Consider the following 20,989-nt stretch of genomic DNA (forward strand, 5'->3'; position numbering starts at 1 on the left):
TGAAACGGAGGTGAACGGTTTGTACAAAGTGGTGATCGTCGATCGTGACAAACAGGAGCTCGCTGGGCTCGAGTGGTTGATTTCCAAATATTCGTTTCCGATATCTGATGTGATGCTTGTTGATCAGCTGTCGGATATGTTCGGAACGCTCGAGAACAATTTACCCCATATACTCTGTCTAGAGCTCGATCTGATACCTGACGAGAAGTGGTCGATGGTGAAAAAGTTCATCGATCGGTATGTGGGAGAAGTTGTTGCGGTTACAGCAGAACCGACGTTTGAAAAGGCAACGCAAGCGATTGAAATCGGAGCGATCGACCTCTGGGTCAAGCCGTTGTCACCATCGAGGGTGAAAAATACGCTTCAGCTAGCGTTCAGAAAGCTATCGCATCGAAGGGGGAAAGAAGAGGATTCAAAACAGTCGGTATGGTATGAATCCCTCTTCATCGACGAGCAAATCCCTTATCATCATCCGATCTATTTACTGAAAACGGAGTCGTCAAGGGATTTAAGCGATTTACGCTCGTTCATCGACCATTTTGACTTTTATCATGAGCCTCTCGTCTTTTCTACAAGCGATCGCGTTGTGCTAATTTTTGAGGAGCAACTGCCAGATACGATCGCACAGGCACAGCGTTTCCTAGAGGAATGGGAGCGGGCGACAGGAAAGCCGCTCGTGATTGCGGTCGACCGCGGTGATGGCGAAGAGTCCCTTCATGGTATGTACAAGAAGCTCCGCAAAGTAATGGAGACGACTTTTTTTACAGGCTATCAGCAGGTGCTGACTTCAAGTGCTCACACTGAGTGGCGCGACATGGATCCATTTTTAACGCTAGTTGAGCAGCGGGATTGGGTGTATATGCTGGATGAAGGGCGTTCGAGCGACATTAAAAAGTGGCTGTATGAACAGTTTTATCATATTGAACGTCCCTACCCAGACCCTGGTTTACTCAGAACGAGGTTAACGAGTGTTCTCGCACAGGTTCGTCGTTTTATGATTCGAAAAGGGATCAAAGAGAAAGAAGAAGCATATAAAAAGGTTTTCGATACGATTCTATACAGTCCCGTGCTTTACAGAATCGTTCAAGATTTCATTCTCTTCATTAATGATCTGCTTCAAGCCATCGATGAAGGGAAGCACGCGAAGATGAATGTTGTTGAAGAAGCCATCGCATATATAGAAGAACACTTCCATGACACGGCGCTATCTCTAAAAGAAGTTGCTTCACACGTGAATCGCAATCCTTCGTATTTGAGTCATACGCTATCTACAAAATACGGTCAAGCGTTTCGAGAAATCGTGAATGGCATTCGGATTCAAAAAGCGAAAGAGATGCTGTCGGGAACAAAAGAAACAATCCAAGCGATCGCACACGAAACAGGATTTACGAACGCGAATTACTTTAGCAGAGTATTTAAAGAAGAATCAGGTGAAACGCCTGGTGAGTATCGAAAGCGTCATTAAGGCTGCGCTCTATGCGCAGTCTTTTTTATATTTAACTAATATTTTTATAAAAACTAATATAAGTGCTATTAAGTGACGGTATTTTACATAATTTAATTATCACAATGTGAAGTGATTTCTATTATTCAAAAGAGCATCATCTATTTTCTGAACTTTTTGAATGCTAGCATAAAAGTATCAAAGAAGATCAGAGGAGTGAAGATGATGTCAGAAACGAAAACAGGTAAAGTTGAACAATATAGAGGAACGACGTTGAATACGAAAGGGTGGATTCAGGAAGCTGCGCTAAGGATGCTGAACAATAACCTCCATCCAGATGTAGCGGAAAATCCTGATGAGCTCGTTGTGTACGGTGGGATTGGGAAAGCGGCGCGTAACTGGGAATGTTACGAGGCGATCGTCGATTCCCTTAAGAAGCTTGAAGAAGATGAAACGCTTTTGATTCAATCCGGAAAGCCTGTGGCCGTTTTTAAATCACACAAAGACGCGCCGAAAGTGTTGATCGCGAACTCGAACCTCGTGCCTGCGTGGGCAAACTGGGAGCATTTCCAGGAGCTCGATCGAAAAGGGCTCATGATGTATGGTCAGATGACAGCAGGAAGCTGGATTTATATCGGAAGTCAGGGAATCGTTCAGGGAACGTATGAAACGTTCGGTGAGCTTGCGAAGCAGCATTATGACGGGAGCCTGAAAGGAACGATCACGTTAACTGCGGGACTTGGCGGTATGGGTGGTGCCCAGCCACTCGCAGTCACGTTGAACGGCGGTGTGTGTATCGCGATCGAAATCGATCAGCATCGCATTCAGCGTCGACTCGATACGAAGTACCTCGACACATCGACCGAAAGTCTTGATGAAGCGATCAAGCTTGCAGAAGATGCGAAGCAGAAAGGTGAGGCGTTATCGATCGGCCTGCTTGGGAATGCAGCAGAGTTGCTGCCAGAGATGATCAATCGAGGATTTATTCCAGATGTGCTGACAGACCAAACGTCTTCACATGATCCATTGAATGGGTATGTTCCTGTTTCCATGAGTTTGAAAGAAGCAGATGAGCTTCGAAAGAGTAATGCCGAACAATATACGACGCTTTCAAAGAAAAGCATTGCGACACACGTTCAGGCGATGCTCGATATGCAGAAGAAAGGTGCCGTGACGTTTGATTACGGAAATAACATTCGCCAGGTTGCAAAGGACGAAGGAATCGAGAACGCGTTTGATTTTCCTGGGTTCGTTCCAGCGTATATTCGACCTCAGTTCTGTGAAGGAAAAGGTCCTTTCCGCTGGGTAGCACTATCTGGAGACCCTGAAGATATTTACAAAACGGATGAAGTGATTTTAAAAGAGTTCAGTGACAACGAGCACCTTTGCAACTGGATCAAGATGGCGAGGAAGAAGATCAGCTTCCAGGGGCTTCCGTCTCGTATTTGCTGGCTTGGTTACGGCGAGCGGGCTCGTTTTGGAAAGATCATTAACGATATGGTTGCGAGCGGAGAGCTTAGCGCACCGATCGTTATCGGTCGTGATCACCTCGATTCAGGATCAGTCGCTTCACCAAACCGTGAAACAGAATCAATGAAAGACGGCAGTGATGCGGTTGCAGATTGGCCGATCTTGAACGCGATGATCAATAGTGTTGGAGGCGCAAGCTGGGTGAGTGTCCATCACGGTGGCGGCGTAGGCATGGGCTATTCCTTACATGCAGGTATGGTCATCGTAGCGGATGGAACGAAAGACGCTGAAGCTCGTCTAGAGCGTGTTCTAACGACGGATCCTGGAATGGGCGTTGCACGCCATGTTGATGCAGGTTACGAACTAGCGGAAAAAACAGCAGCAGAAAAAAATATTAACATTCCGATGTTGAAAAAGCAGTAGGAGGGAGAGGCGTATGCAAAAATTATTAATCACACACGCAGCACAGCTTATCACGATGGCTGGACATACAGAGAAACCTGCGGTAAAAGAAGCGATGTCGAACCTTGACATCATTGAAAACGGTGCGGTTTATATGGAAGACGGCAAGATCGTAGAAGTAGGGAAGACGGATGTTCTTATTGAAAAATACGGAAAATCTTTGAAAGACGATGAACACATCGATGCAACAGGGAAGCTCGTTACACCTGGTTTGATCGATCCTCATACGCACCTTGTTCATGCAGGAACAAGAGAGAACGAATATGCGATGCGTCTTGAAGGGAAAGCCTACATGGATATCATGGAAGCGGGCGGCGGCATTCATGCGACAACGCGCGCAACTCAGGAAGCGAGTCATGAGGAGCTTTACGAACAGTCTAAAAAACGCCTCGATCAATTTATGCTTCATGGCGTCACGACAGTCGAAGCGAAGAGCGGCTATGGGTTAACGCTCGAACATGAAATGAAGCAGCTTGAAGTCGCAGATCAACTTGGAAAAGATCATCCGGTCGATCTTGTGTCGACGTTCATGGGTGCTCATGCGATTCCGATGGATGAAAAAGAAAATCCTGACGTGTTCGTTGATCGGGTGATCAATGAAATGATCCCGGAAGTTGCAAAGCGTAACCTTGCAACGTTCAACGATGTGTTCTGTGAGAGAGGCGTCTTTACACCAGAGCAGTCGAGACGAATTTTACAGGCTGGCAAAGAGCATGGATTGATTCCGAAGATTCATGCTGATGAAATCGAGCCATACGCTGGAGCAGAACTCGCCGCATCTGTTGGTGCGATTTCTGCGGATCACCTGCTTCGTGCATCTGATCAAGGTATTAAGGATATGGCGGAAGCAGGGGTCGTTGGCGTACTTCTTCCAGGTACAGCGTTCTTCCTTATGGCTGAATTTGCGGAAGCACGGAAGATGATCGATGCGGGAGTAGCTGTCGCACTTTCAACAGACGCGAATCCAGGATCTTCTCCAACGATTTCCCTTCCGTTCATCATGAACCTCGGCTGTTTGAACATGGGGATGACGCCTGAAGAAGTGTTAACGGCTACGACTGTTAACGCTGCACATGCGATCGGTTGTGCGGATCAGGCGGGAAGTCTTGAACCTGGAAAGAAAGCGGACGTTACGATTTTTAACGTACCGAACTATCTTTTCCTTTCGTATCAGTATGGGATGAACCACGTGGATACCGTCGTAAAAGCAGGTGTTCCGCGCGTAGTTGGAGGTCAGCTCGTATGAGTTATCCATACCCATTGTTAGATCGCCCGAGTAGAATCTGGTCAAAGCAAAGCGATAAGACGAGTGACTTAAAGGTCCATGAGTGGATCGAAGCGATTGGGGAGTCACCGCCAAACTGGGAGGATGTTGATGTCACGATTCTTGGCATCCCTCTTTCTAAATCATCCATTTCCACTTCTGCCGCGAGTGAAAATCCAGATGCGATGCGCGGGATGTGGAAGTCGTTTGGTACGTATAACCTTGATGAAGACATTGATCTTGCATCACTTAAAGCAGTCGATTTAGGTGATGTGAAGCAACATATCACGGATATCGCAAAGACACACCAAAACATCGAGGAGGCGATGGTGGCGATGAAACGCCATCACCCTCATACGATGCAAGTCACGATGGGTGGCGATCATTCAATCACAGCCATGCTTGTAAAAGGGTTAAAGAGAGCAAATCCAGATGAAACCATCGGGATCTTGCAATTCGATACCCACTTTGACTTACGAGACCTTACGGACATCGGCCCAGCAAACGGTACGCCGATTCGCAACTTGCTCGAAAGTGGAACAATCGAAGGAAAGCATGTTCATAATATCGGACTTCACGGCTTTTTCAATGCGAGGGAGCTGAAGGACTATGCGGATGAACATGGTGTCCATTATACGACGATGAAGCAGGCGCGTAAGAGGGGGATCACCTCTGTTGTTCAGGAAGCACTTGCTAAGCTGAACAAAACAGTTGATACGATCTATTTAACGGTCGATATGGACGTTCTCGATATCACCCACAATCCTGCAGCACCTGCTGCGACGCCTGGTGGAATGTTTACGAATGAACTGTTCGATGCGGTACAACTCGCTGGTGAGCATCCGAAGGTAAAAGCGATGGATATCGTTTGCCTCGATCCGAGGAAAGACGTTGGCGACATGGCGGTGAGTAGTGCGGTTCATGTGATGCTGTCGTTTTTGACTGGTTATTGCAGCAGATAAGAGGGGCAACCCTCTACCTATAACTATCAGAACATTCAATCAATTGGAGGAATGACATGGAAACAGTGAAACAAGAGGTTCATGTTCAGCCTGCTAGACCCTCATTTTCTCAGCTGCTGAAATTTTTCGGCTTTAGTTTGATCGGAATCTTTACTTTTTTCGTCCCAATTACAGTTGGAGGAAAATCATCGATCCCGCTCGATCACATCGTAACGTATCTCACAACGACGTTCACTTCTTTGGTTCCTTACTACGCACTCCTTGTTATTGTGATCGGAGCCATCTATCCGTTTATTAATAACACGTGGAATAAAGACGTTGTCAACATAGGACTATCGCTTTTTAAAGTACTAGGTGTCCTCGTTGCACTCATGCTAATGTTCGAATTCGGACCGGCGTGGTTATTCAGCCCAGGGATGGGACCATTTTTATTCGAGAAACTCGTGATTCCTGTAGGATTACTCGTTCCAATAGGTTCGGTTTTTCTTGCGTTGCTCGTTGGCTATGGGTTATTAGAGTTTATCGGCGTCATCCTTCAACCTGTCATGAGACCGATTTGGAAAACGCCGGGTCGTTCTGCCATCGATGCGGTCGCATCGTTTGTAGGCAGTTATTCGATCGGGTTGCTGATTACGAACCGTGTGTTTAAAGAAGGGAAGTACACGATTAAAGAAGCGACGATCATCGCAACAGGGTTCTCTACGGTATCAGCGACATTTATGATCGTTGTAGCAAAAACGCTCGGACTGATGGAAGTGTGGAACATTTACTTCTGGCTAACGCTCTTTACGACGTTTCTTGTAACCGCTATCACGGTACGGATTTGGCCATTGAACAAAATGAGTGAAGCGTACTACGACGGGGAAGGAAGTCCAGAAGAAGTTATTAAAGAAAACCGCTTGAAGGCAGCATGGAGTCAAGCGATGGCTGCTGCAGCAAAGTCTCCATCACTAGGAAGAAACGTATGGATGAACTTGAAGGACGGGTTCATTATGACCGCTGCTATTCTACCTTCGATCTTGTCGGTAGGTTTGCTTGGACTTGTGCTCGCTGAATTCACGCCGGTGTTCGACATTCTAGGGTATATTTTCTATCCATTTACTTGGATTATGCAAGTTCCTGAGCCGCTTCTCGCAGCAAAAGCTTCCGCAATGGAAATCGCAGAAATGTTTTTACCGGCACTTCTCGTAGTGGATGCTCCATTGATCACAAAGTTCGTGATCGGAACGGTATCCGTTTCTGCGATTCTGTTTTTCTCAGCGCTCATTCCTTGTATCCTGTCTACGAATATTCCAGTGAGTATTCCAAAACTACTCGTGATCTGGGTAGAGCGTACGATTTTGACGATCATCATTGTAACGCCACTTGCTTATTTGTTTTTATAACACATGTTAAAAGTCCGATCTCTTTCATGAGACCGGACTTTTTTAGTTCTTCATACTTTTTTTCATAAGAGATGAGCTGATTTTCCTAACAGTCTTTCTAGGCAATAAACGTGGAAGGAAAGAAGTTGCAACGTTCATTCGACCATCGATGATTGAACTTTTTCCTCTCTTTAACCCACTTAAGGTCGTGTCTACCACTTGTTTTGATGTCCTCATCTTGCCGGCCTTAATTGCGTCTGGCGCCTCGTTGAAAAATTCTGTTTCAGTATTTCCGGGACAAACGGACATCACGTGAATCCCTTTCTCTTTGTACTCTTCGTGCAATCCTTCAGAGAAAGATAGGACGAATGCTTTTGTAGCAGCGTAGATCGACATGTATGGAATAGGTTGGAACGCTGCCATAGATGAGATGTTGATGATCTCTCCTTTTCCCTTTGAAACCATGTCTTGTAAGAATAGATGAGTCAGATCAACAACAGACGTAACGTTCAGCATCACCTGTTGATGGTTTTTCTCAACTGTTTTTTCTAAAAGTTCACCCGTTGTACCTGCGCCAGCGTTATTGATCAGCATGTCGACAGTGAACCCCATCGCATGAACGTTATCGTATACTTCCTGCGCGTTTCCTTCAATACTTAAGTCTTTAGGTATCACGATTGCTTGTACGTTATAGGTCTTCTTGAGGTCGTCAGCGATCCGGTCTAGCTTTTCTTTCGTTCGAGAGACAAGAATCACGTTCAATCCTTTTTCTGCTAAAGTGTATGCAAACTGTTTTCCAATACCAGTAGACGCCCCTGTAATAAGTGCTGTTTTCATGTAAGTGTCGTTCCTTTCATTTACGTTTATATTATTAAACGTTTAATCATTTAAACATAATGACTATACCAGGTGAGCGAGGTATCGTCAATCAATACACTGGGCGAAAAAGTGAACATGTCCCTAAACGCCTTTTTTAGTAAGAATTGGATGAAAAACCCTATTTCAAACCGTTATGTCTCTTCCATTTCCGGGTAATGAAAATTTGAGAGAAATTAGGATAGAGATAGAGAGGGATATCATGAGTTCGGAGAAGTTAATCGATTACAAGATTTTTGTTCCATCTGTACTGATCATGATTGCGATCAGTATACCTTTTGCTATGTATGAAGCAGAGTCTTTAAGCTTACTTAATTCAATCTTTGATACCATAGTGGATGTGTTTAGCTGGGGGTATCTATGGTACGGCATCATTCTAGTCGTAGCAGGATTGTACTTCGCTTTTTCAAAATACGGCCAAGTCGTACTAGGAGACCCTACAGAAAAACCTCGCTTCACGCTTTTTGAATACGCTTCAATACTAATCGCGATGGGCGTTGGTTCAACGATTATGAGGACCGGAATGCTTCAGTGGACATCAGTCGCGAACGATCCACCAGCAGGAGTGAGTGCTGGATCAGCTGAAGCCCTTTTATGGGGAAACGCATATAGCATGTTTCTATGGGGGTTCCAAGTATTTGCTATTTTCGTTATGAGTGCTCCTGCGATGGGCTACATCCTTCATGTGAAAAAGCGACCTTTGATGAGAATTTCTGAAGCATGCCGGGTTTTATTTGGAGATAAGTTCACAGATGGCTGGGGAGGAAGAGTTCTCGATATTCTGTTTCTTATCAGTATCCTTGCAGGTGCATCTGTGACTTTGGGTCTCGGGGCGCCAATCATCACTCATAATCTATCAAACTTACTCAATATGGAAGTGACGTTCGGGATGACGATTCTCGTGACGATTGTTTGGGTGTTCTTATTCTCACTCAGCGCTTATTTAGGAATTGAAAAAGGAATCAAACGTCTGAGTACGTTGAACATGTATCTTGCAGGATTATTCGCTGTATTTATCCTGATCGCAGGTCCTGGTGTGTTCATATTAAACTATTTTTCTGATAGCGTTTCGTTTCTATTAACGAACTATCTCAACCTTTCATTAAACACGGAGTCAGTCTACGAAGGCAAAGGTTCTCATATTCAAAGCAACACGGTGTTCTGGTTCGCTTACAGTGCAACATGGGCGATGTTACATAGTGTGTTCGCTGCTAAGATTTCAAGAGGAAGAACGATCAAAGAAATGATTCTCACGTATCTCCTGGCACCAACGTTGATTTCCTGGATCGCGACAGGGGTACTGGGAGGACTTGGTGTTCATCGGTACCTTGAAGGAGATCTTTCAATATTAAAACTCGTTCAAGAGAATGAACGGATGGCTGCTATTCCGGAAATTCTCCAAACGCTACCGTTAGGAGAAGTATCGATCGTGATCTTCATGATCGTTGCACTCATCTTCTTAACGACAACGCTTGATTCCACCACGTATACGGTTGCAGCGTATACGAGTACAAGGGATATGAGTAAGAACGAACCTCCGAGAACGTTACGAATCGTTATCGCAATGATCATCACTTCCTTCGCGCTCATTCTCATGCGCATTGGAGGGCTGCCTCCACTGTCAGTTGTCTCTGGATTGATGGGGCTACCGATCATCGTCATCCAGTTCATTCTTATTTATGCAGCGAAGAAAATGATGGATAACGATTTGGCTTGGCAAACGAATATTAGAAAGGCTTCGTAAAACGGTAAAATGACCACCTATTCAAATCTAAATACGGTGCTCATTTTTTATAGGATAATGTTATCATATAACTATAAAAAGGTGCGTCACCCGCGTAGGGAACGCACCTTTTTGAATGACGTTATTTTTTATTAACTGAAGCATCATAAATCGTATCCACAGCGTTTTTAAGCGCTGCATTAAACTCGTCATCTGATTGATTAGCGTTCAAGTCTGCAGCAAGAGCTCTAGAGAAGCTTGCGATCAGTCCGTCATTTTCTTTTAACTTCTCATTTGCTTCATCACGAGAATAGCCACCAGATAGCGCAACGACACGTACAACGCGAGGGTGGTCGATTAATTCTTTGTATGCATTCGCGTTTGTAGGGATCGTAAGCTTCAGCATCACGTTTTCATCTTCAGATAGGTTGTTCAAGTGCTTCAGGATCTCATCACGTAAAATCTCTTCAGATTTTTCTTTGTCTTGACTGTGAATGTTTACTTCAGGCTCAATGATCGGAACAATGTCAGCATTGATGATTTGTTTACCGACTTCAAACTGCTGGTCGACAACCGCTTTGATACCGCTTGTGCTTGGTTCGTGGATCACGGAGCGCATCTTTGTACCAAAAATCTTTCGTTCGTTCGCACGTCTAAGCGTTTCATCTAGATCATGGATTGGTTTCATTAGCTGTACGCCATTCTCTTGTTCAGCAAGTCCTTTGTCGACTTTTAAGAATGGAACGACGCCTTTGTCCGCAAGGTAATCAGCAGTGTATTTTCCTTCGATCTCGCGGTCCATCGTTTGTTCGAAAAGAATTGCACCTATGATCTTGTCACCACTAAAAGCAGGGGACGTAATGATTCTAGTACGCATTTGGTGCACACGATCAAACATTTCATCTTCATTCGTATAAGCATCTTCAGGTACGCCGTATTCTGCTAGCGCTTTTGGTGTACTACCACCACTTTGGTCTAGTGCAGCGATAAACCCTTTACCGTTTTTGATCTTATCAAATTGACTGTTGTTCATGTTTTCCACTCCTTCAGGTTCTAGTTTTCAATACATCCACTATTACGTTTTCCTATTACCATCATACTTAAGACAATCCTATTTTTCAAAAGAAAGGGTGGTGAGCAGCAGAACTTGTAATCTTTTTCATTCGAAAAGAGCCTGGGAACCCAGGCTCTCTCTTTACATCGCTGCTTTCTTCTTTTCCTCTTGATCTTCTTCATCCTCCCAAGCTTCAGCACCTTCGATACCGAGCTCTTTAGGCGTAAATGTTGGGTTTTTACCTGCTTTACGCTGAGTCTCATAGTCTTTTAACACTTTCGCGGCTACTTTACCTAGCATCGCGATCGCAATCAAGTTGATGATCGTCATGAGGGCCATAAATAGATCGGCCATTTTCCATACGAGGCTTAAGCTTGAAACAGAACCGATGAGGACGAACGCCATCGTTGCGATTCGGAAAATAAAGAGAGCCGTTTTGCTTTCTTTAATAAATTCAATATTCGTTTCACCGTAATAGTAAGATCCAATGATTGAACTGAATGCAAAGAGCAGGATTGAAATCGAGATGAAGATTCCAGCCCAACCGCCGATATGTGAATTTAGTGAATTCTGAAGCAATTCGATACCAGATACATCTCCTGCTTGAAACACGGGTGCGAGCAAGATGATGAACGCTGTTGCCGAACATACTAAAATCGTATCGACAAAAACACCTAATGACTGGATGAGTCCTTGTTTTGCAGGGTGTGATGTTGTTGACGTAGCAGCTGCGTTCGGTGCACTACCCATTCCAGCTTCGTTAGAGAACAGGCCGCGTTTTACACCATTCATGATTGCTGCACCAATCGCACCACCGAAGGCCTGCTCAAGTCCAAAAGCATGTCCAACAATTAAAGAAATAACGGCTGGTAATTCAGCAATGTTAATAAACAGTACGATCAGTGCTATCGCAATATAAAGTATTGCCATGACTGGGACGATCACGCTCGATAAGTTCGCAATTCGGTGTACACCACCAAAAATCACAAGACCTGTAAGTGCCGTGATGATGAGTCCCATCGCGAGACGATTCATACCGAATGCATTCTCAAATGCAAGCGCAATCGTATTACTTTGAACAGAATTAAAAATAAGTCCAAACGTGATCGTTATGATGACGGCGAATAGAACGCCTAACCATCTTTTCTTAAGTCCTTTTTCAATATAGTAAGCGGGCCCACCTCTGTAGGCTTTTGCATCCTTAATCTTATAAACCTGTGCTAACGTACTCTCGATAAACGCCGTCGCGCCACCAAGTAGGGCTACGATCCACATCCAGAAGACGGCACCAGGACCTCCAAGTGTAATCGCAACGGCAACACCTGCTAAGTTACCAGTACCGATTCGTGTGGCAGCACCAACACAAAACGATTTAAACGGTGAAATGTTTTTCTTTCCATCTTTGAATTCAGGTTTTTCTCCAAGTACGCGAATCATCTCTCCAAAAAAACGAAATTGTACAAAACGGGAGGCGATCGTGAAGTATACGCCGAGTCCGAGTAATCCTGCGATCAGTACGTAACCCCAGAGGATGTTGTTTGAAGCATCAATGATGCTCGATAAAAAACTTTCCATGTAAGTCGCTCCTCTTTTAGTTTATTTAAATATTTCTGACAATTTTGTCACAACTTTTATTATACAAGTATTGAAGTGAATTTCAACACTATTCGACAAATTACAAATTTTATCAAGTTATTGGAACTTGTTTACATAAGCTGAAAATGAGTGACTAAAAGCCTCTTTAACACACTAGTCATCTAGCATGATAACAGGGTAAAACTTAGCTAGAATCTATTGACATATGATTCTGAAAACGCATACAATTTAATAAGATAGTAGTGATTAGTGGAGTACTGGATGGGTGACGCATATGCCACAAATTAAGATTGGGAAACTAGCAATGCTGGTAGCGAGTTTAACACCAGAAGAATTAGAGCCTTTTTCATCTCAGTTAAAAGATGTTGAGTACTGCCAAGGCAAAGCTGGTTCAATGAATATGGAAAAAGTGATCTCGGCTGTCGAAACAGCTGCGAAACGGAATAGTATCATTTCAGATGAACTTTACCGAGAGACACATGCGCTTTATCATGCCATTCTAGAGGCTTTAGAAGGTGTGATGCGTGGTCAAATCGGAGCAGGAAACATGATGCGAACAGTAGGGCTAAGGTTTGCGGTCGTTAGAGGAACACCGTATGAGCATTTTGATGAGGGAGAATGGATCGCAGTCGCATTCTATGGAACGATTGGCGCTCCTGTAAAAGGACTTGAACACGAAACGTTCGGTCTAGGTATCAATCATATAGGATAAAGCTGTCTATAGTGATGAGTGATCAGGAGACGGCGATGGTACGCTATGTACCATTGTCGTCTCCTTTTTTGTATACGCCTTGAAAAACTGGAAGGAGAATGAACCATGATATTGTTAACAGGATCTGATTTAACGTTAAAAGAGATGAAGAAAATCATATACGGAGACGAAGATGTCTCGATTCACCCGTCGAGTATGGAAAAGGTGAAGAAAAGTCGCAAAGCGGTAGAGAAAATCGTTGCGACAGGGAAGACCGTTTATGGAATCAATACAGGATTCGGGAAGTTCAGCGACGTTCTTATTCCAGATAAAAATGTCGATGAACTGCAGCTACACCTCATCCGGTCGCATGCTTGCGGAGTTGGCGATCACTTTCCAATCGATGTTAGTAAAGCGATGGTCGTTCTTAGGCTCAACGCGTTGATTAAAGGTTTCTCTGGTGTGAGGCCATGTGTCGTTGAGCGTCTTCGTGATCTAGCGAACGAGGGGATGATTCCTGTAATTCCAAGTCAAGGATCACTCGGGGCTTCTGGTGATCTCGCGCCGCTTTCACACCTTGCGCTCGTGTTAGTTGGGGAAGGTGAGGTTCACTACAAAGGGGACATTCGTCCAACATCAGAAGTGTATGATGAACTTGGCTATAAACCTCTTACGCTGAAAGCGAAAGAGGGGCTCGCTCTGATTAACGGGACGCAGGCGATGACGGCGATGGGTGTGATCAACTATATCGAAGCAGAACGGCTTTTCGACCAGAGCGATTGGATCGCTTCGATGACCCTCGAAGCACTTGAAGGGATCATCGATGCCTTTCATCCTGCTATCCATGAAGCACGAGGGTATCGTGAACAAATCGCAGTGGCGAAACGAATCCGAACATTAACAAGTGACAGCAAGCTCATCACACACCAAGGAGAGAAGCGGGTACAAGATGCTTATTCACTAAGATGTATTCCACAGGTTCACGGGGCTTCAAGACAGAGTCTTTCATATGTAAAAGAAAAGCTTGAGATCGAAATGAACGCAGCAACTGATAATCCCCTTATTTTCGATGATGGCGAAACGATCGTGTCAGGAGGGAATTTCCACGGTCAGCCGATTGCCCTTGCTATGGACTTTTTGAAAATTGCCGTTGCAGAAATGGCGAATATTTCAGAGCGACGGATCGAAAGACTGGTAAATCCACAGCTTAACGATCTTCCTGGGTTCTTAAGTCCGAATCCTGGTCTTCAGTCAGGTGCGATGATTATGCAATACGCTGCAGCCTCACTTGTATCTGAAAATAAAACCCTCGCGCACCCGGCAAGCGTCGATAGCATTCCTTCATCTGCCAACCAGGAGGATCACGTAAGCATGGGCACAATCGGGGCACGTCACGCATATCAAATCGTGATCAACGCTCAAAAGGTCGTTGCCATCGAATTGATCTGTGCGATGCAAGCGCTTGAGTATCGAGAGGTGAAACACGCTTCAACATCTGTTCAGAAGCTTCACGCAGAAGGAAGAGATGTCGTTCCTACCATTAAAGAAGATCGTGTCTTCTCTAAGGATATCGAAGCGCTTTGGAAGTGGCTTAAGAGTGATCAGTTCGATTGGTCTGTGCAAGAAGAAACAACAACCGTGTAAGTTCGAGCAGCGGCTTTATTCCGCTGCTTTTGTTTATGTTAAAGTGAAGAGGTAAGAAAATTAGAAGTGGCGGTGAATGGTAATGGAACGAATTTATATGCTACATGGTTTCATGGGAACAGGAGACCTTCATTTTCAAACACAGAAGGAATTTTTCTCTACGCATTATGAGGTGATTACACCTGATCTTCCAGGTCACGGGGTATCATCGATCGAAGCGAATCAGGATTACGTTGAAACGGCCGTTGAGTGGCTAGTGGAAGATTTAGAAGCAAACGGACCGGCGTATTTACTTGGTCTTTCTCTTGGTGCAACTTTATCTATACATACTGCGATCAAACGGCCTGACTTAGTAAAAGGACTGATTTTAACAGGCTATACGCCGTTTGTGCCAGAGCATCTAAAAGGAAAGCTAGATGAACAGCATAAGCATTTCTCTAACTTGGAAGAAACAGATCCTGATACGGCGGATTATTTTAAAGAGATTCATGGTACGAAGTGGTACGATACGTTGATGAAGGTAAACGATCTTATGACGTTTAACTATCCAACGATTCAAGAAGAAACGCTATCAGCGCTCAAAACGCCTACACTGTTGTTAAACGGCAGCAACGAGCTGTATGAAGTGGAAGCAGCAGCTTACGTAAAGAGTAAGAATGATCATATAAACATCGGTCTTCTCCCTGGAGCGGGTCACATTGCGAACATCGAGAACCCTCATCTCTATAATGAGATGGTGTTGGATTTCCTTAGAAGTTTGATGGTAGAGAAATAAGAAAAAGCGACCAAATCTGGTCGCTTTTTTAGTTCGTAACGTTTAACAACAGCTGCTTGAAACAGCCTCCTCAAGTTCCTCGCTATCTTGCTTCGTATAGAAATACTCCCACTCGTTGCCATCAGGATCTGTCACCCAGAATTTATCTTGCAAGGCATAACAGCAGTTCGTGTTCATTTCTTCGCGAGCGAAAAAGCCTAGCTTCTCAAGTCTTTCTTTGTGACGCATCACATCATCATGACTCTCAACCTGTAGTCCGAAGTGTCCAACCTGATTGCCTGTTACCTCTTTTTTTAGATTCAGAGTGAAGTTTACGGAAGGCTCTTCAGGTAGGAACTTCGCGTAGTCATCTTTCACTTTTACAGGTTCACTGTTGAATACCTTCGTATAAAATTCAATTGAAGCCTTTAGGTCCGTTACGTTAAGTCCAATATGTGTTCTCATTTAAATCCTCTCCTTAATCAATTTTTTTTGATGTATTGGTTAAAAAAATTAACAACCGTCATTGGTACGGAACAAACAGCAAAGTTCCTCTGATAATAGATGATTCACTTCTTTTTTGTTCAAGCGGTAGTAGCTCCAAGTTCCACGCAGTTCTTTCGTGATCAGCTCAGCATCGACAAGAATTTTCAGGTGATAAGATAGCTTGGATTGTGGAAGGTTTAACTTGTCAGTGAGGTCACATACGCACAGCTCTCCAGCTTGTGTAAGTTCGTGCATGATGTGCAGTCTCTTCTGATCTGAAAGTGCTTTGAATTTCTTTTCATATTTAGTAAACGTTTTGTTGAGCTGTTCATCGTATAAAGGAATGTCTAAGGCCATTTTCCTCTCACCTCTATTCATCAAATTTTCTTGATTAAGTATATTGTAAACGATAACATTTTGGATTACAACTATTTAATCAACTTTTTTTGATGAATAAAATTGTTGGACTATGTCTCAAGTCTCTTGAAGAACAGATCCGCTGATCAAATTAGAGACTAAAGAACGTCAAGATATAAAAGACGCATAGGAATATGGATGCAATTCCCATCTGGAAGGTTTACTGCGTTCTTGAGTGTGTAAAGATGGTTATATCAACTTCTTAGGAGGGAGAGGTTCGTATGAAAAAATGGTATACCGTCATGATGGTGTTGGTGTTAGCTCTTGTACTAACTGCCTGTGGAGGAAATACGTCTAACCAGGAGAACTCTGGCTCGGAGAATGAGTCGACGATGGAGAATGAAGGTTCGACTGAAGAAGGCGCAACAGATGAAGGTACAAAAGAAGAGGAAGCTTCCCAATCTGTCATGGTGACGATGAAAGATGCTGAAGGAAATGAAGTGGGTACAGCTGAAATTACGGAAGAAAACAAAGGAGTCACGATCAACCTTCAAGCTTCCGATATTCCTGAAGGAGAGCACGGCTTCCACATTCATGAGACAGGAAAGTGCGAAGCACCTGACTTCAAGTCTGCAGGCGGCCACTTTAATCCAGCGGACGTTAGTCATGGAACAGAGTCAGAAGATGGCCCGCATGCAGGTGACATGGAAAACCTTGAGGTAAGTGCGGACGGCATGGTTGAAAAAGAAATCATGAACGAAAAAGTAACGCTTGCTGAAGGAGAAGATAACTCTCTTCTTAAAGAAGGCGGCACAGCACTCGTCATCCACGCTGGTGCTGACGACATGGAATCACAGCCGTCTGGTGACGCGGGAGATCGCATCGCATGTGGTGTGATTGAGAAGTAAGATGTGAAGTAAGAAGCACTGCAACTTGCAGTGCTTCTTTTGATGCTAGTTCTTTTCTTCTGGTTGGCTTTGGTTGTGAAGTTCTAACTTTCTATTCTCTAAATCTAGCTTCTTATTTTCTAGCTCTAATTCTTTCTTTTTCATGTCGTATTTGATGACAAAGTATAGAAAAAGAAAAGTCATCCCAACAATGATGATAATAAAGACAAATAGATCCACACTTATCCCCCCTAGATAAATTGGTTCCTAACCCTATTATATCTCTTTCTATTGTTATATTTAAAAATCACCTATAAATAACCGCTAAAAAAGAAGAGAGCACATTTTGTGCTCTCAATCGATCGTCGCCCACATTTCTTCTGGGTTTAGTTCATAGATGTTATTTTCCCGGTACATAAAATGATTGATGATAAATTCTCTTCGAATCGTCGCAAAGTCAGGATGGAACTTTTTAATATACTCATTGATCTCTTTTTCAGGATACTTTTTCCCGCGTTCTAATCCGTTGATTAAATGCTTGAGTATAATGATTTTCTTTTTACGCTGAGAAGGGAGCTGCTTTAACGTACCGTCTTTTGCCATAAAGTTATTCACCACTGCTTGTGTTTTCATTGCATCGTCCTCCTTCGATTGTTCAGGATGATAAAGCATGTTAGACAGGGCTTCAGAATAGGAACGGAACTTCTTTTCATCTATGTAGTAGTAGATGGTGTTCTTGTCTCGTCTCTGATAGACGATACCGGTATCTCTTAATTTCGTCATATGATGTGTAATGGTAGGCGCTTTAAAACCAAGTTTGCCCGCGATCGCTTGTCCATGAAGAGGACCAGTGGCGAGTAAAGTAAGTATGCGTATACGAGTTGGATCTCCGAGTGTTTTATGAAAATTAACAAGTCTATTTAACTGCAAGACGTTATCCTCCTTTCTTTTAGTTAGATGGTTATCTAATTAGATGGTAGTTTAACTTAATGGTTTCGTCAACAGGGGGATTTCGTCCTGTCGATCTATGATAAGCTATACCTAAATGACTGGTAAGAGGTGGAAGAAGATGAAGAAAGAAGTAGAGAAAGCGATTCGGTACCGTCAGGAAGGCTACCATCAAGAAGCGAACGAGATGCTTGTTAAACTAGCAAACGAATTTCCAGAGGATGCTTCGGTTCATTACCAGTGCGCCTGGAGTTTTGATGTATTAGGAAAAGAGTCTGAAGCGGTGCCATATTATGAAAGAGCGATCAATCTAGGACTTCCCACTGAAGAGTTAGAGGGAGCGCTGCTAGGTTTAGGAAGTACATACCGAACGTTAGGAGACTATGAGAGATCGAAAGCGATCTTTTTAAAAGGGAAGGAGCACTTTCCGGAGAACAGGGCGATTCAGGTGTTCTATTCGATGACGTTGTATAACCTCGGTAAACACAGTGAGGCCATGGAAATGTTGCTTACGAATTTAGTAGAGACGACGAGTGATGACTCGATCTTAAGCTACCGGAGAGCGATTGAATTTTATGCGGATAAGTTGGATGAGGTTTGGGAGTAGTAAAGAAGTGAAACGTTAATATGACATTTTTTCCATAATATTGAAACAGTTTCGCCTGTCGTTCGTAATCATACTAGCAGAACACTAGTGAAATTCGTTTTGTGAATGGAAAAGAGAAAGGGGTCATAGGTTGGTACTTTTCATTTGTTTAATCCTCATTGGGCTTCTACTAGTTTTTGAACTGAAATACGGGTTGAGGTCAGCTCATTCGATTATGGGCGGGTTTAGAAATTTACTTTCTCCCTCTTCTAACTATGTAATCTGTCACTATTGCAATAAGAAAATGGAAAGAACAACAGGCTCACAAGAGTGTCCGAGATGTTACAAACCGTTGTAGGAATAAAGACAGTTGATTTAAAATGAATTGGTACACGGTGGGGGAAATCCTCATTATTGTGGTAGTCGCGCTATTCGTCATAAGGATGATTCGGCGATCGATTACAAAGCAAGATGAATTAACTCGTTCACCAGGATATACTCCTCATAATGAGATTTACGGTGGATCTTCGCGTGGAGATGCTTATGAAGAGAAAGAAAGGAATGGAAGAGTGGAAGAGAATCGAGAAAAGTGACGTTGTCTGGGTGCTCTTTAGTTGCTAGTGGTCTGTTTATTGTCTAAAAACGAAATTTATTAGCTAAAACTGAGATTTATTGTCCAAAATCTCAATTTATTAGCCAAAATGAGAGTTTCTTAGCTAATTAGATGTCTACTAATTTAGTAAAAGAAGGGAAAACGCCAGCGGTGCAGTGTACCGCTGGCGTTTTGCATGGGTAGAAGCGGGGGAGAGAGGTGGATATCGGCGAAAACCAGGATATATCAGCGAATTTGAGAATATATCAGCGAAAATTAGGATATATCGGCGATTTTAAGATTATATCAGCGAAAAATCGAATATATCAGCGAAATCAAATTATATCAGCGAAACCTCGCCTTGGGAATCATCTCATCTCCCCGCACACTCCCTACAACGACTCCAAATAAGTCACAACCGTCTCGATCCCCTTCGTAAAGTTCTCCAAATGAAAATGCTCGTTTGGCGCGTGAAGGTTTTCAGATGGGAGTCCGAAGCCCATGAGGACAACGGGAGCGTCGAGCACTCTTGCGAAAACTTCGACGATCGGGATCGAACCGCCTTCTTTCGGGAAGAGGGCGCGCGTTCCGTACACGTTTTCATAAGCGTCGGCTGCTTTTTGAATCATCGGGTTTCGAGAATCGAGAGCGACCGGTCTTGCCTTGATGAACTGTTTAACGGAAAGCGTTGTGCCTACTGGGCAATGTGCTTCAAGGTGCTTTTCGATCAGCTCATAGATGTGCTGTGGATCTTGATCGCCAACAAGACGGCAGCTAATTTTTCCACTCGCTTCAGACGGAACAATCGTTTTGATGCCATCTCCCTGGTAGCCTCCTGTGATGCCGTTGATTTCAAGGGTCGGACGGATGCCGGTTCGCTCTTTGAATGAGAAGCCTTCTTCTCCATATAGAGCAGATAGGCCGAGTTCTTTTTTCATCGCTTCTTCGTCAGAAGGAATTTCTGCGACTTCTTTTCGAAGTGTATCGGTTAATTCAGGTACGCCTTCGTAAAAGCCTTCTACCGCAATTTTGCCATTCTCATCATGAAGAGAGTCGAGAAGGCGGACGAGTGAGTGAACAGCATTCGGAACGCCGCCACCGTACACGCCTGAGTGAAGGTCGGTGTTTGCTGTTTTCACGTTTACTTCCATGGCAAGTGCGCCGCGAAGCGACGTGCAGATCGCGGGTAAGCCTTTTTCAATGAATGACGTATCTGAAATAAGCACCGCGTCACAGCTTAGCTTTTCACTTTCTTCATTAATAAAAGGATCGAGGTTAGGGCTCGCGATTTCCTCTTCGCCTTCGATACAGAACTTCACATTAACAGGAAGCTTGCCGTGTTCGTTCATTAAAAGCTCCATCGCTTTGATGTGGATAAAGAGCTGTCCTTTATCATCAGTCGCACCGCGGGCGAATAGCTTATCGTCCCGGATGACTGGTTCGAAAGGAGGGGTTTCCCACAGTTCGAGGGGATCAGCAGGCTGGACGTCGTAGTGGCCATAAACGAGCACAGTTGGTTTTCCTTCTGCATGAAGCCAGTCGGCGTATACGATTGGATGGCCTTCTGTTTCGATGATTTCGATGTTTTCCATGCTAGCTTTTTTGAGCGCGTCTGCAACAAAGCCAGCTCCTTTTTGTACATCTTCTTTGTAGGCAGGATCGGCGGAAATACTAGGAATCTTCAAGAACTCTTTTAGTTCATCGAGATATGATTCTTTATGTAGTGCGATGGTTTCTTTCATTGCTAGAACCTCCTTCAGGTTATCAGTCCTTCTATTATAATAGACGGCGCATATGTAGACAAAAATGATGGAAGTTAGAGTAATAGA

20 protein-coding genes are annotated in these 20,989 nt (G+C 43.9%); 12 read left to right on the forward strand and 8 right to left on the reverse strand.

All coding sequences use genetic code 11. From position 1 onward, the window contains the following. Nucleotides 1–28: 28 nt before the first annotated feature. The 5 genes from ACXAHI_RS13080 to ACXAHI_RS13100 all read left to right on the forward strand — a co-directional run bounded on the left by ACXAHI_RS13080 (nt 29) and on the right by ACXAHI_RS13100 (nt 6,987). Entirely contained in the window at nt 29–1,465 is a 1,437-nt protein-coding gene (locus ACXAHI_RS13080; protein ID WP_474849875.1) for a helix-turn-helix domain-containing protein, read from the forward strand. A 201-nt stretch (nt 1,466–1,666) separates the two neighbouring features. Next, nucleotides 1,667–3,337, forward strand: a complete 1,671-nt coding sequence (hutU, locus tag ACXAHI_RS13085; protein WP_474848483.1) for a urocanate hydratase — start codon at nt 1,667–1,669, stop codon at nt 3,335–3,337. 13 nt (nt 3,338–3,350) lie between these two features. Then, nucleotides 3,351–4,622 (forward strand): imidazolonepropionase, encoded by a 1,272-nt coding sequence (gene hutI / locus ACXAHI_RS13090; RefSeq protein WP_474848485.1) that lies wholly within the window; start codon nt 3,351–3,353, stop codon nt 4,620–4,622. Beyond that, nucleotides 4,619–5,602 carry an agmatinase family protein gene (locus tag ACXAHI_RS13095; protein WP_474848487.1) on the forward strand — a complete coding sequence of 328 codons (984 nt, stop codon included), beginning with the start codon at nt 4,619–4,621 and terminating at the stop codon, nt 5,600–5,602. Before hutI ends, ACXAHI_RS13095 begins: the two co-directional genes overlap by 4 nt. 56 nt (nt 5,603–5,658) lie before the next feature. After that, nucleotides 5,659–6,987: a YjiH family protein gene (locus ACXAHI_RS13100; RefSeq protein ID WP_474848489.1), complete on the forward strand. Its 1,329-nt coding sequence runs from the start codon at nt 5,659–5,661 to the stop codon at nt 6,985–6,987. A gap of 42 nt (nt 6,988–7,029) precedes the next feature. Here the strand turns inward: ACXAHI_RS13100 and ACXAHI_RS13105 are convergent, their stop codons facing one another. After that, complete coding sequence (locus tag ACXAHI_RS13105; RefSeq protein WP_474848491.1) at nt 7,030–7,803, reverse strand: SDR family NAD(P)-dependent oxidoreductase; 774 nt, start codon at nt 7,801–7,803, stop codon at nt 7,030–7,032. A gap of 241 nt (nt 7,804–8,044) precedes the next feature. Between ACXAHI_RS13105 and ACXAHI_RS13110 the strand changes: the two genes are divergently transcribed. After that, nucleotides 8,045–9,586 (forward strand): BCCT family transporter, encoded by a 1,542-nt coding sequence (locus tag ACXAHI_RS13110; RefSeq protein WP_474848493.1) that lies wholly within the window; start codon nt 8,045–8,047, stop codon nt 9,584–9,586. 121 nt (nt 9,587–9,707) lie between these two features. On the opposite strand, the gene ACXAHI_RS13115 is transcribed toward ACXAHI_RS13110, so the two are convergent. Together ACXAHI_RS13115 and ACXAHI_RS13120 are read right to left on the reverse strand one after the other, a co-directional pair. Then, the gene (locus tag ACXAHI_RS13115) at nt 9,708–10,598 is read right to left on the reverse strand and encodes a fructose bisphosphate aldolase (RefSeq protein ID WP_474848495.1); all 891 of its coding nucleotides are present in this window, start codon (nt 10,596–10,598) and stop codon (nt 9,708–9,710) included. A 162-nt stretch (nt 10,599–10,760) separates the two neighbouring features. After that, nucleotides 10,761–12,194 (reverse strand): alanine/glycine:cation symporter family protein, encoded by a 1,434-nt coding sequence (locus ACXAHI_RS13120; protein ID WP_474848497.1) that lies wholly within the window; start codon nt 12,192–12,194, stop codon nt 10,761–10,763. Between the two features lie 295 nt (nt 12,195–12,489). Between ACXAHI_RS13120 and hutP the strand changes: the two genes are divergently transcribed. The 3 genes from hutP to ACXAHI_RS13135 all read left to right on the forward strand — a co-directional run bounded on the left by hutP (nt 12,490) and on the right by ACXAHI_RS13135 (nt 15,325). Continuing rightward, nucleotides 12,490–12,927, forward strand: a complete 438-nt coding sequence (gene hutP, locus ACXAHI_RS13125; RefSeq protein ID WP_474848499.1) for a hut operon transcriptional regulator HutP — start codon at nt 12,490–12,492, stop codon at nt 12,925–12,927. Nucleotides 12,928–13,032: 105 nt separating this feature from the next. After that, nucleotides 13,033–14,550: a histidine ammonia-lyase gene (gene hutH / locus ACXAHI_RS13130; RefSeq protein ID WP_474848501.1), complete on the forward strand. Its 1,518-nt coding sequence runs from the start codon at nt 13,033–13,035 to the stop codon at nt 14,548–14,550. Nucleotides 14,551–14,632: 82 nt separating this feature from the next. Continuing rightward, nucleotides 14,633–15,325: an alpha/beta fold hydrolase gene (locus tag ACXAHI_RS13135; RefSeq protein WP_474848503.1), complete on the forward strand. Its 693-nt coding sequence runs from the start codon at nt 14,633–14,635 to the stop codon at nt 15,323–15,325. 42 nt (nt 15,326–15,367) lie between these two features. Here the strand turns inward: ACXAHI_RS13135 and ACXAHI_RS13140 are convergent, their stop codons facing one another. After that, nucleotides 15,368–15,769: an ArsI/CadI family heavy metal resistance metalloenzyme gene (locus ACXAHI_RS13140; RefSeq protein ID WP_474848505.1), complete on the reverse strand. Its 402-nt coding sequence runs from the start codon at nt 15,767–15,769 to the stop codon at nt 15,368–15,370. A 48-nt stretch (nt 15,770–15,817) separates the two neighbouring features. Beyond that, complete coding sequence (locus ACXAHI_RS13145; protein ID WP_474848508.1) at nt 15,818–16,147, reverse strand: ArsR/SmtB family transcription factor; 330 nt, start codon at nt 16,145–16,147, stop codon at nt 15,818–15,820. Nucleotides 16,148–16,428: 281 nt separating this feature from the next. Here ACXAHI_RS13145 and ACXAHI_RS13150 point away from each other — a divergent pair, with 281 nt between their 5' ends. Then, on the forward strand, nt 16,429–17,055 hold the full coding sequence (locus tag ACXAHI_RS13150) for a superoxide dismutase family protein (protein WP_474848510.1): 627 nt from the start codon (nt 16,429–16,431) through the stop codon (nt 17,053–17,055). Nucleotides 17,056–17,100: 45 nt separating this feature from the next. Here the strand turns inward: ACXAHI_RS13150 and ACXAHI_RS13155 are convergent, their stop codons facing one another. Together ACXAHI_RS13155 and ACXAHI_RS13160 are read right to left on the reverse strand one after the other, a co-directional pair. Next, the gene (locus ACXAHI_RS13155) at nt 17,101–17,274 is read right to left on the reverse strand and encodes a hypothetical protein (RefSeq protein WP_474848512.1); all 174 of its coding nucleotides are present in this window, start codon (nt 17,272–17,274) and stop codon (nt 17,101–17,103) included. Nucleotides 17,275–17,388: 114 nt separating this feature from the next. Beyond that, the gene (locus tag ACXAHI_RS13160) at nt 17,389–17,964 is read right to left on the reverse strand and encodes a DUF2087 domain-containing protein (RefSeq protein ID WP_474848514.1); all 576 of its coding nucleotides are present in this window, start codon (nt 17,962–17,964) and stop codon (nt 17,389–17,391) included. 139 nt (nt 17,965–18,103) lie between these two features. Between ACXAHI_RS13160 and ACXAHI_RS13165 the strand changes: the two genes are divergently transcribed. Both ACXAHI_RS13165 and ACXAHI_RS13170 read left to right on the forward strand, forming a co-directional pair. Continuing rightward, nucleotides 18,104–18,589, forward strand: a complete 486-nt coding sequence (locus tag ACXAHI_RS13165; RefSeq protein WP_474848516.1) for a tetratricopeptide repeat protein — start codon at nt 18,104–18,106, stop codon at nt 18,587–18,589. Nucleotides 18,590–18,948: 359 nt separating this feature from the next. Beyond that, on the forward strand, nt 18,949–19,161 hold the full coding sequence (locus tag ACXAHI_RS13170) for a hypothetical protein (RefSeq protein WP_474848518.1): 213 nt from the start codon (nt 18,949–18,951) through the stop codon (nt 19,159–19,161). Between the two features lie 391 nt (nt 19,162–19,552). Here ACXAHI_RS13170 and ACXAHI_RS13175 read toward each other — a convergent pair whose 3' ends face one another. Further along, nucleotides 19,553–20,902 (reverse strand): dipeptidase, encoded by a 1,350-nt coding sequence (locus tag ACXAHI_RS13175; protein WP_474848520.1) that lies wholly within the window; start codon nt 20,900–20,902, stop codon nt 19,553–19,555. Nucleotides 20,903–20,989: the final 87 nt, after the last annotated feature.

It is taken from the genome of Anaerobacillus sp. ABD4_527 (genome assembly GCF_056160805.1).

Excerpts from the sequence above, each read along its gene's own strand:
- hutI (WP_474848485.1), top strand. The coding sequence starts at position 3,351 with ATGCAAAAATTATTAATCACACACGCAGCACAGCTTATCACGATGGCT.
- ACXAHI_RS13120 (WP_474848497.1), bottom strand. The coding sequence starts at position 12,194 with ATGGAAAGTTTTTTATCGAGCATCATTGATGCTTCAAACAACATCCTC.
- ACXAHI_RS13105 (WP_474848491.1), bottom strand. The coding sequence starts at position 7,803 with ATGAAAACAGCACTTATTACAGGGGCGTCTACTGGTATTGGAAAACAG.
- ACXAHI_RS13150 (WP_474848510.1), top strand. The coding sequence starts at position 16,429 with ATGAAAAAATGGTATACCGTCATGATGGTGTTGGTGTTAGCTCTTGTA.
- ACXAHI_RS13145 (WP_474848508.1), bottom strand. The coding sequence starts at position 16,147 with ATGGCCTTAGACATTCCTTTATACGATGAACAGCTCAACAAAACGTTT.
- ACXAHI_RS13175 (WP_474848520.1), bottom strand. The coding sequence starts at position 20,902 with ATGAAAGAAACCATCGCACTACATAAAGAATCATATCTCGATGAACTA.
- ACXAHI_RS13100 (WP_474848489.1), top strand. The coding sequence starts at position 5,659 with ATGGAAACAGTGAAACAAGAGGTTCATGTTCAGCCTGCTAGACCCTCA.
- ACXAHI_RS13115 (WP_474848495.1), bottom strand. The coding sequence starts at position 10,598 with ATGAACAACAGTCAATTTGATAAGATCAAAAACGGTAAAGGGTTTATC.
- ACXAHI_RS13165 (WP_474848516.1), top strand. The coding sequence starts at position 18,104 with ATGAAGAAAGAAGTAGAGAAAGCGATTCGGTACCGTCAGGAAGGCTAC.
- ACXAHI_RS13170 (WP_474848518.1), top strand. The coding sequence starts at position 18,949 with ATGAATTGGTACACGGTGGGGGAAATCCTCATTATTGTGGTAGTCGCG.
- hutP (WP_474848499.1), top strand. The coding sequence starts at position 12,490 with ATGCCACAAATTAAGATTGGGAAACTAGCAATGCTGGTAGCGAGTTTA.
- hutH (WP_474848501.1), top strand. The coding sequence starts at position 13,033 with ATGATATTGTTAACAGGATCTGATTTAACGTTAAAAGAGATGAAGAAA.
- ACXAHI_RS13095 (WP_474848487.1), top strand. The coding sequence starts at position 4,619 with ATGAGTTATCCATACCCATTGTTAGATCGCCCGAGTAGAATCTGGTCA.
- ACXAHI_RS13135 (WP_474848503.1), top strand. The coding sequence starts at position 14,633 with ATGGAACGAATTTATATGCTACATGGTTTCATGGGAACAGGAGACCTT.
- ACXAHI_RS13140 (WP_474848505.1), bottom strand. The coding sequence starts at position 15,769 with ATGAGAACACATATTGGACTTAACGTAACGGACCTAAAGGCTTCAATT.
- hutU (WP_474848483.1), top strand. The coding sequence starts at position 1,667 with ATGATGTCAGAAACGAAAACAGGTAAAGTTGAACAATATAGAGGAACG.
- ACXAHI_RS13110 (WP_474848493.1), top strand. The coding sequence starts at position 8,045 with ATGAGTTCGGAGAAGTTAATCGATTACAAGATTTTTGTTCCATCTGTA.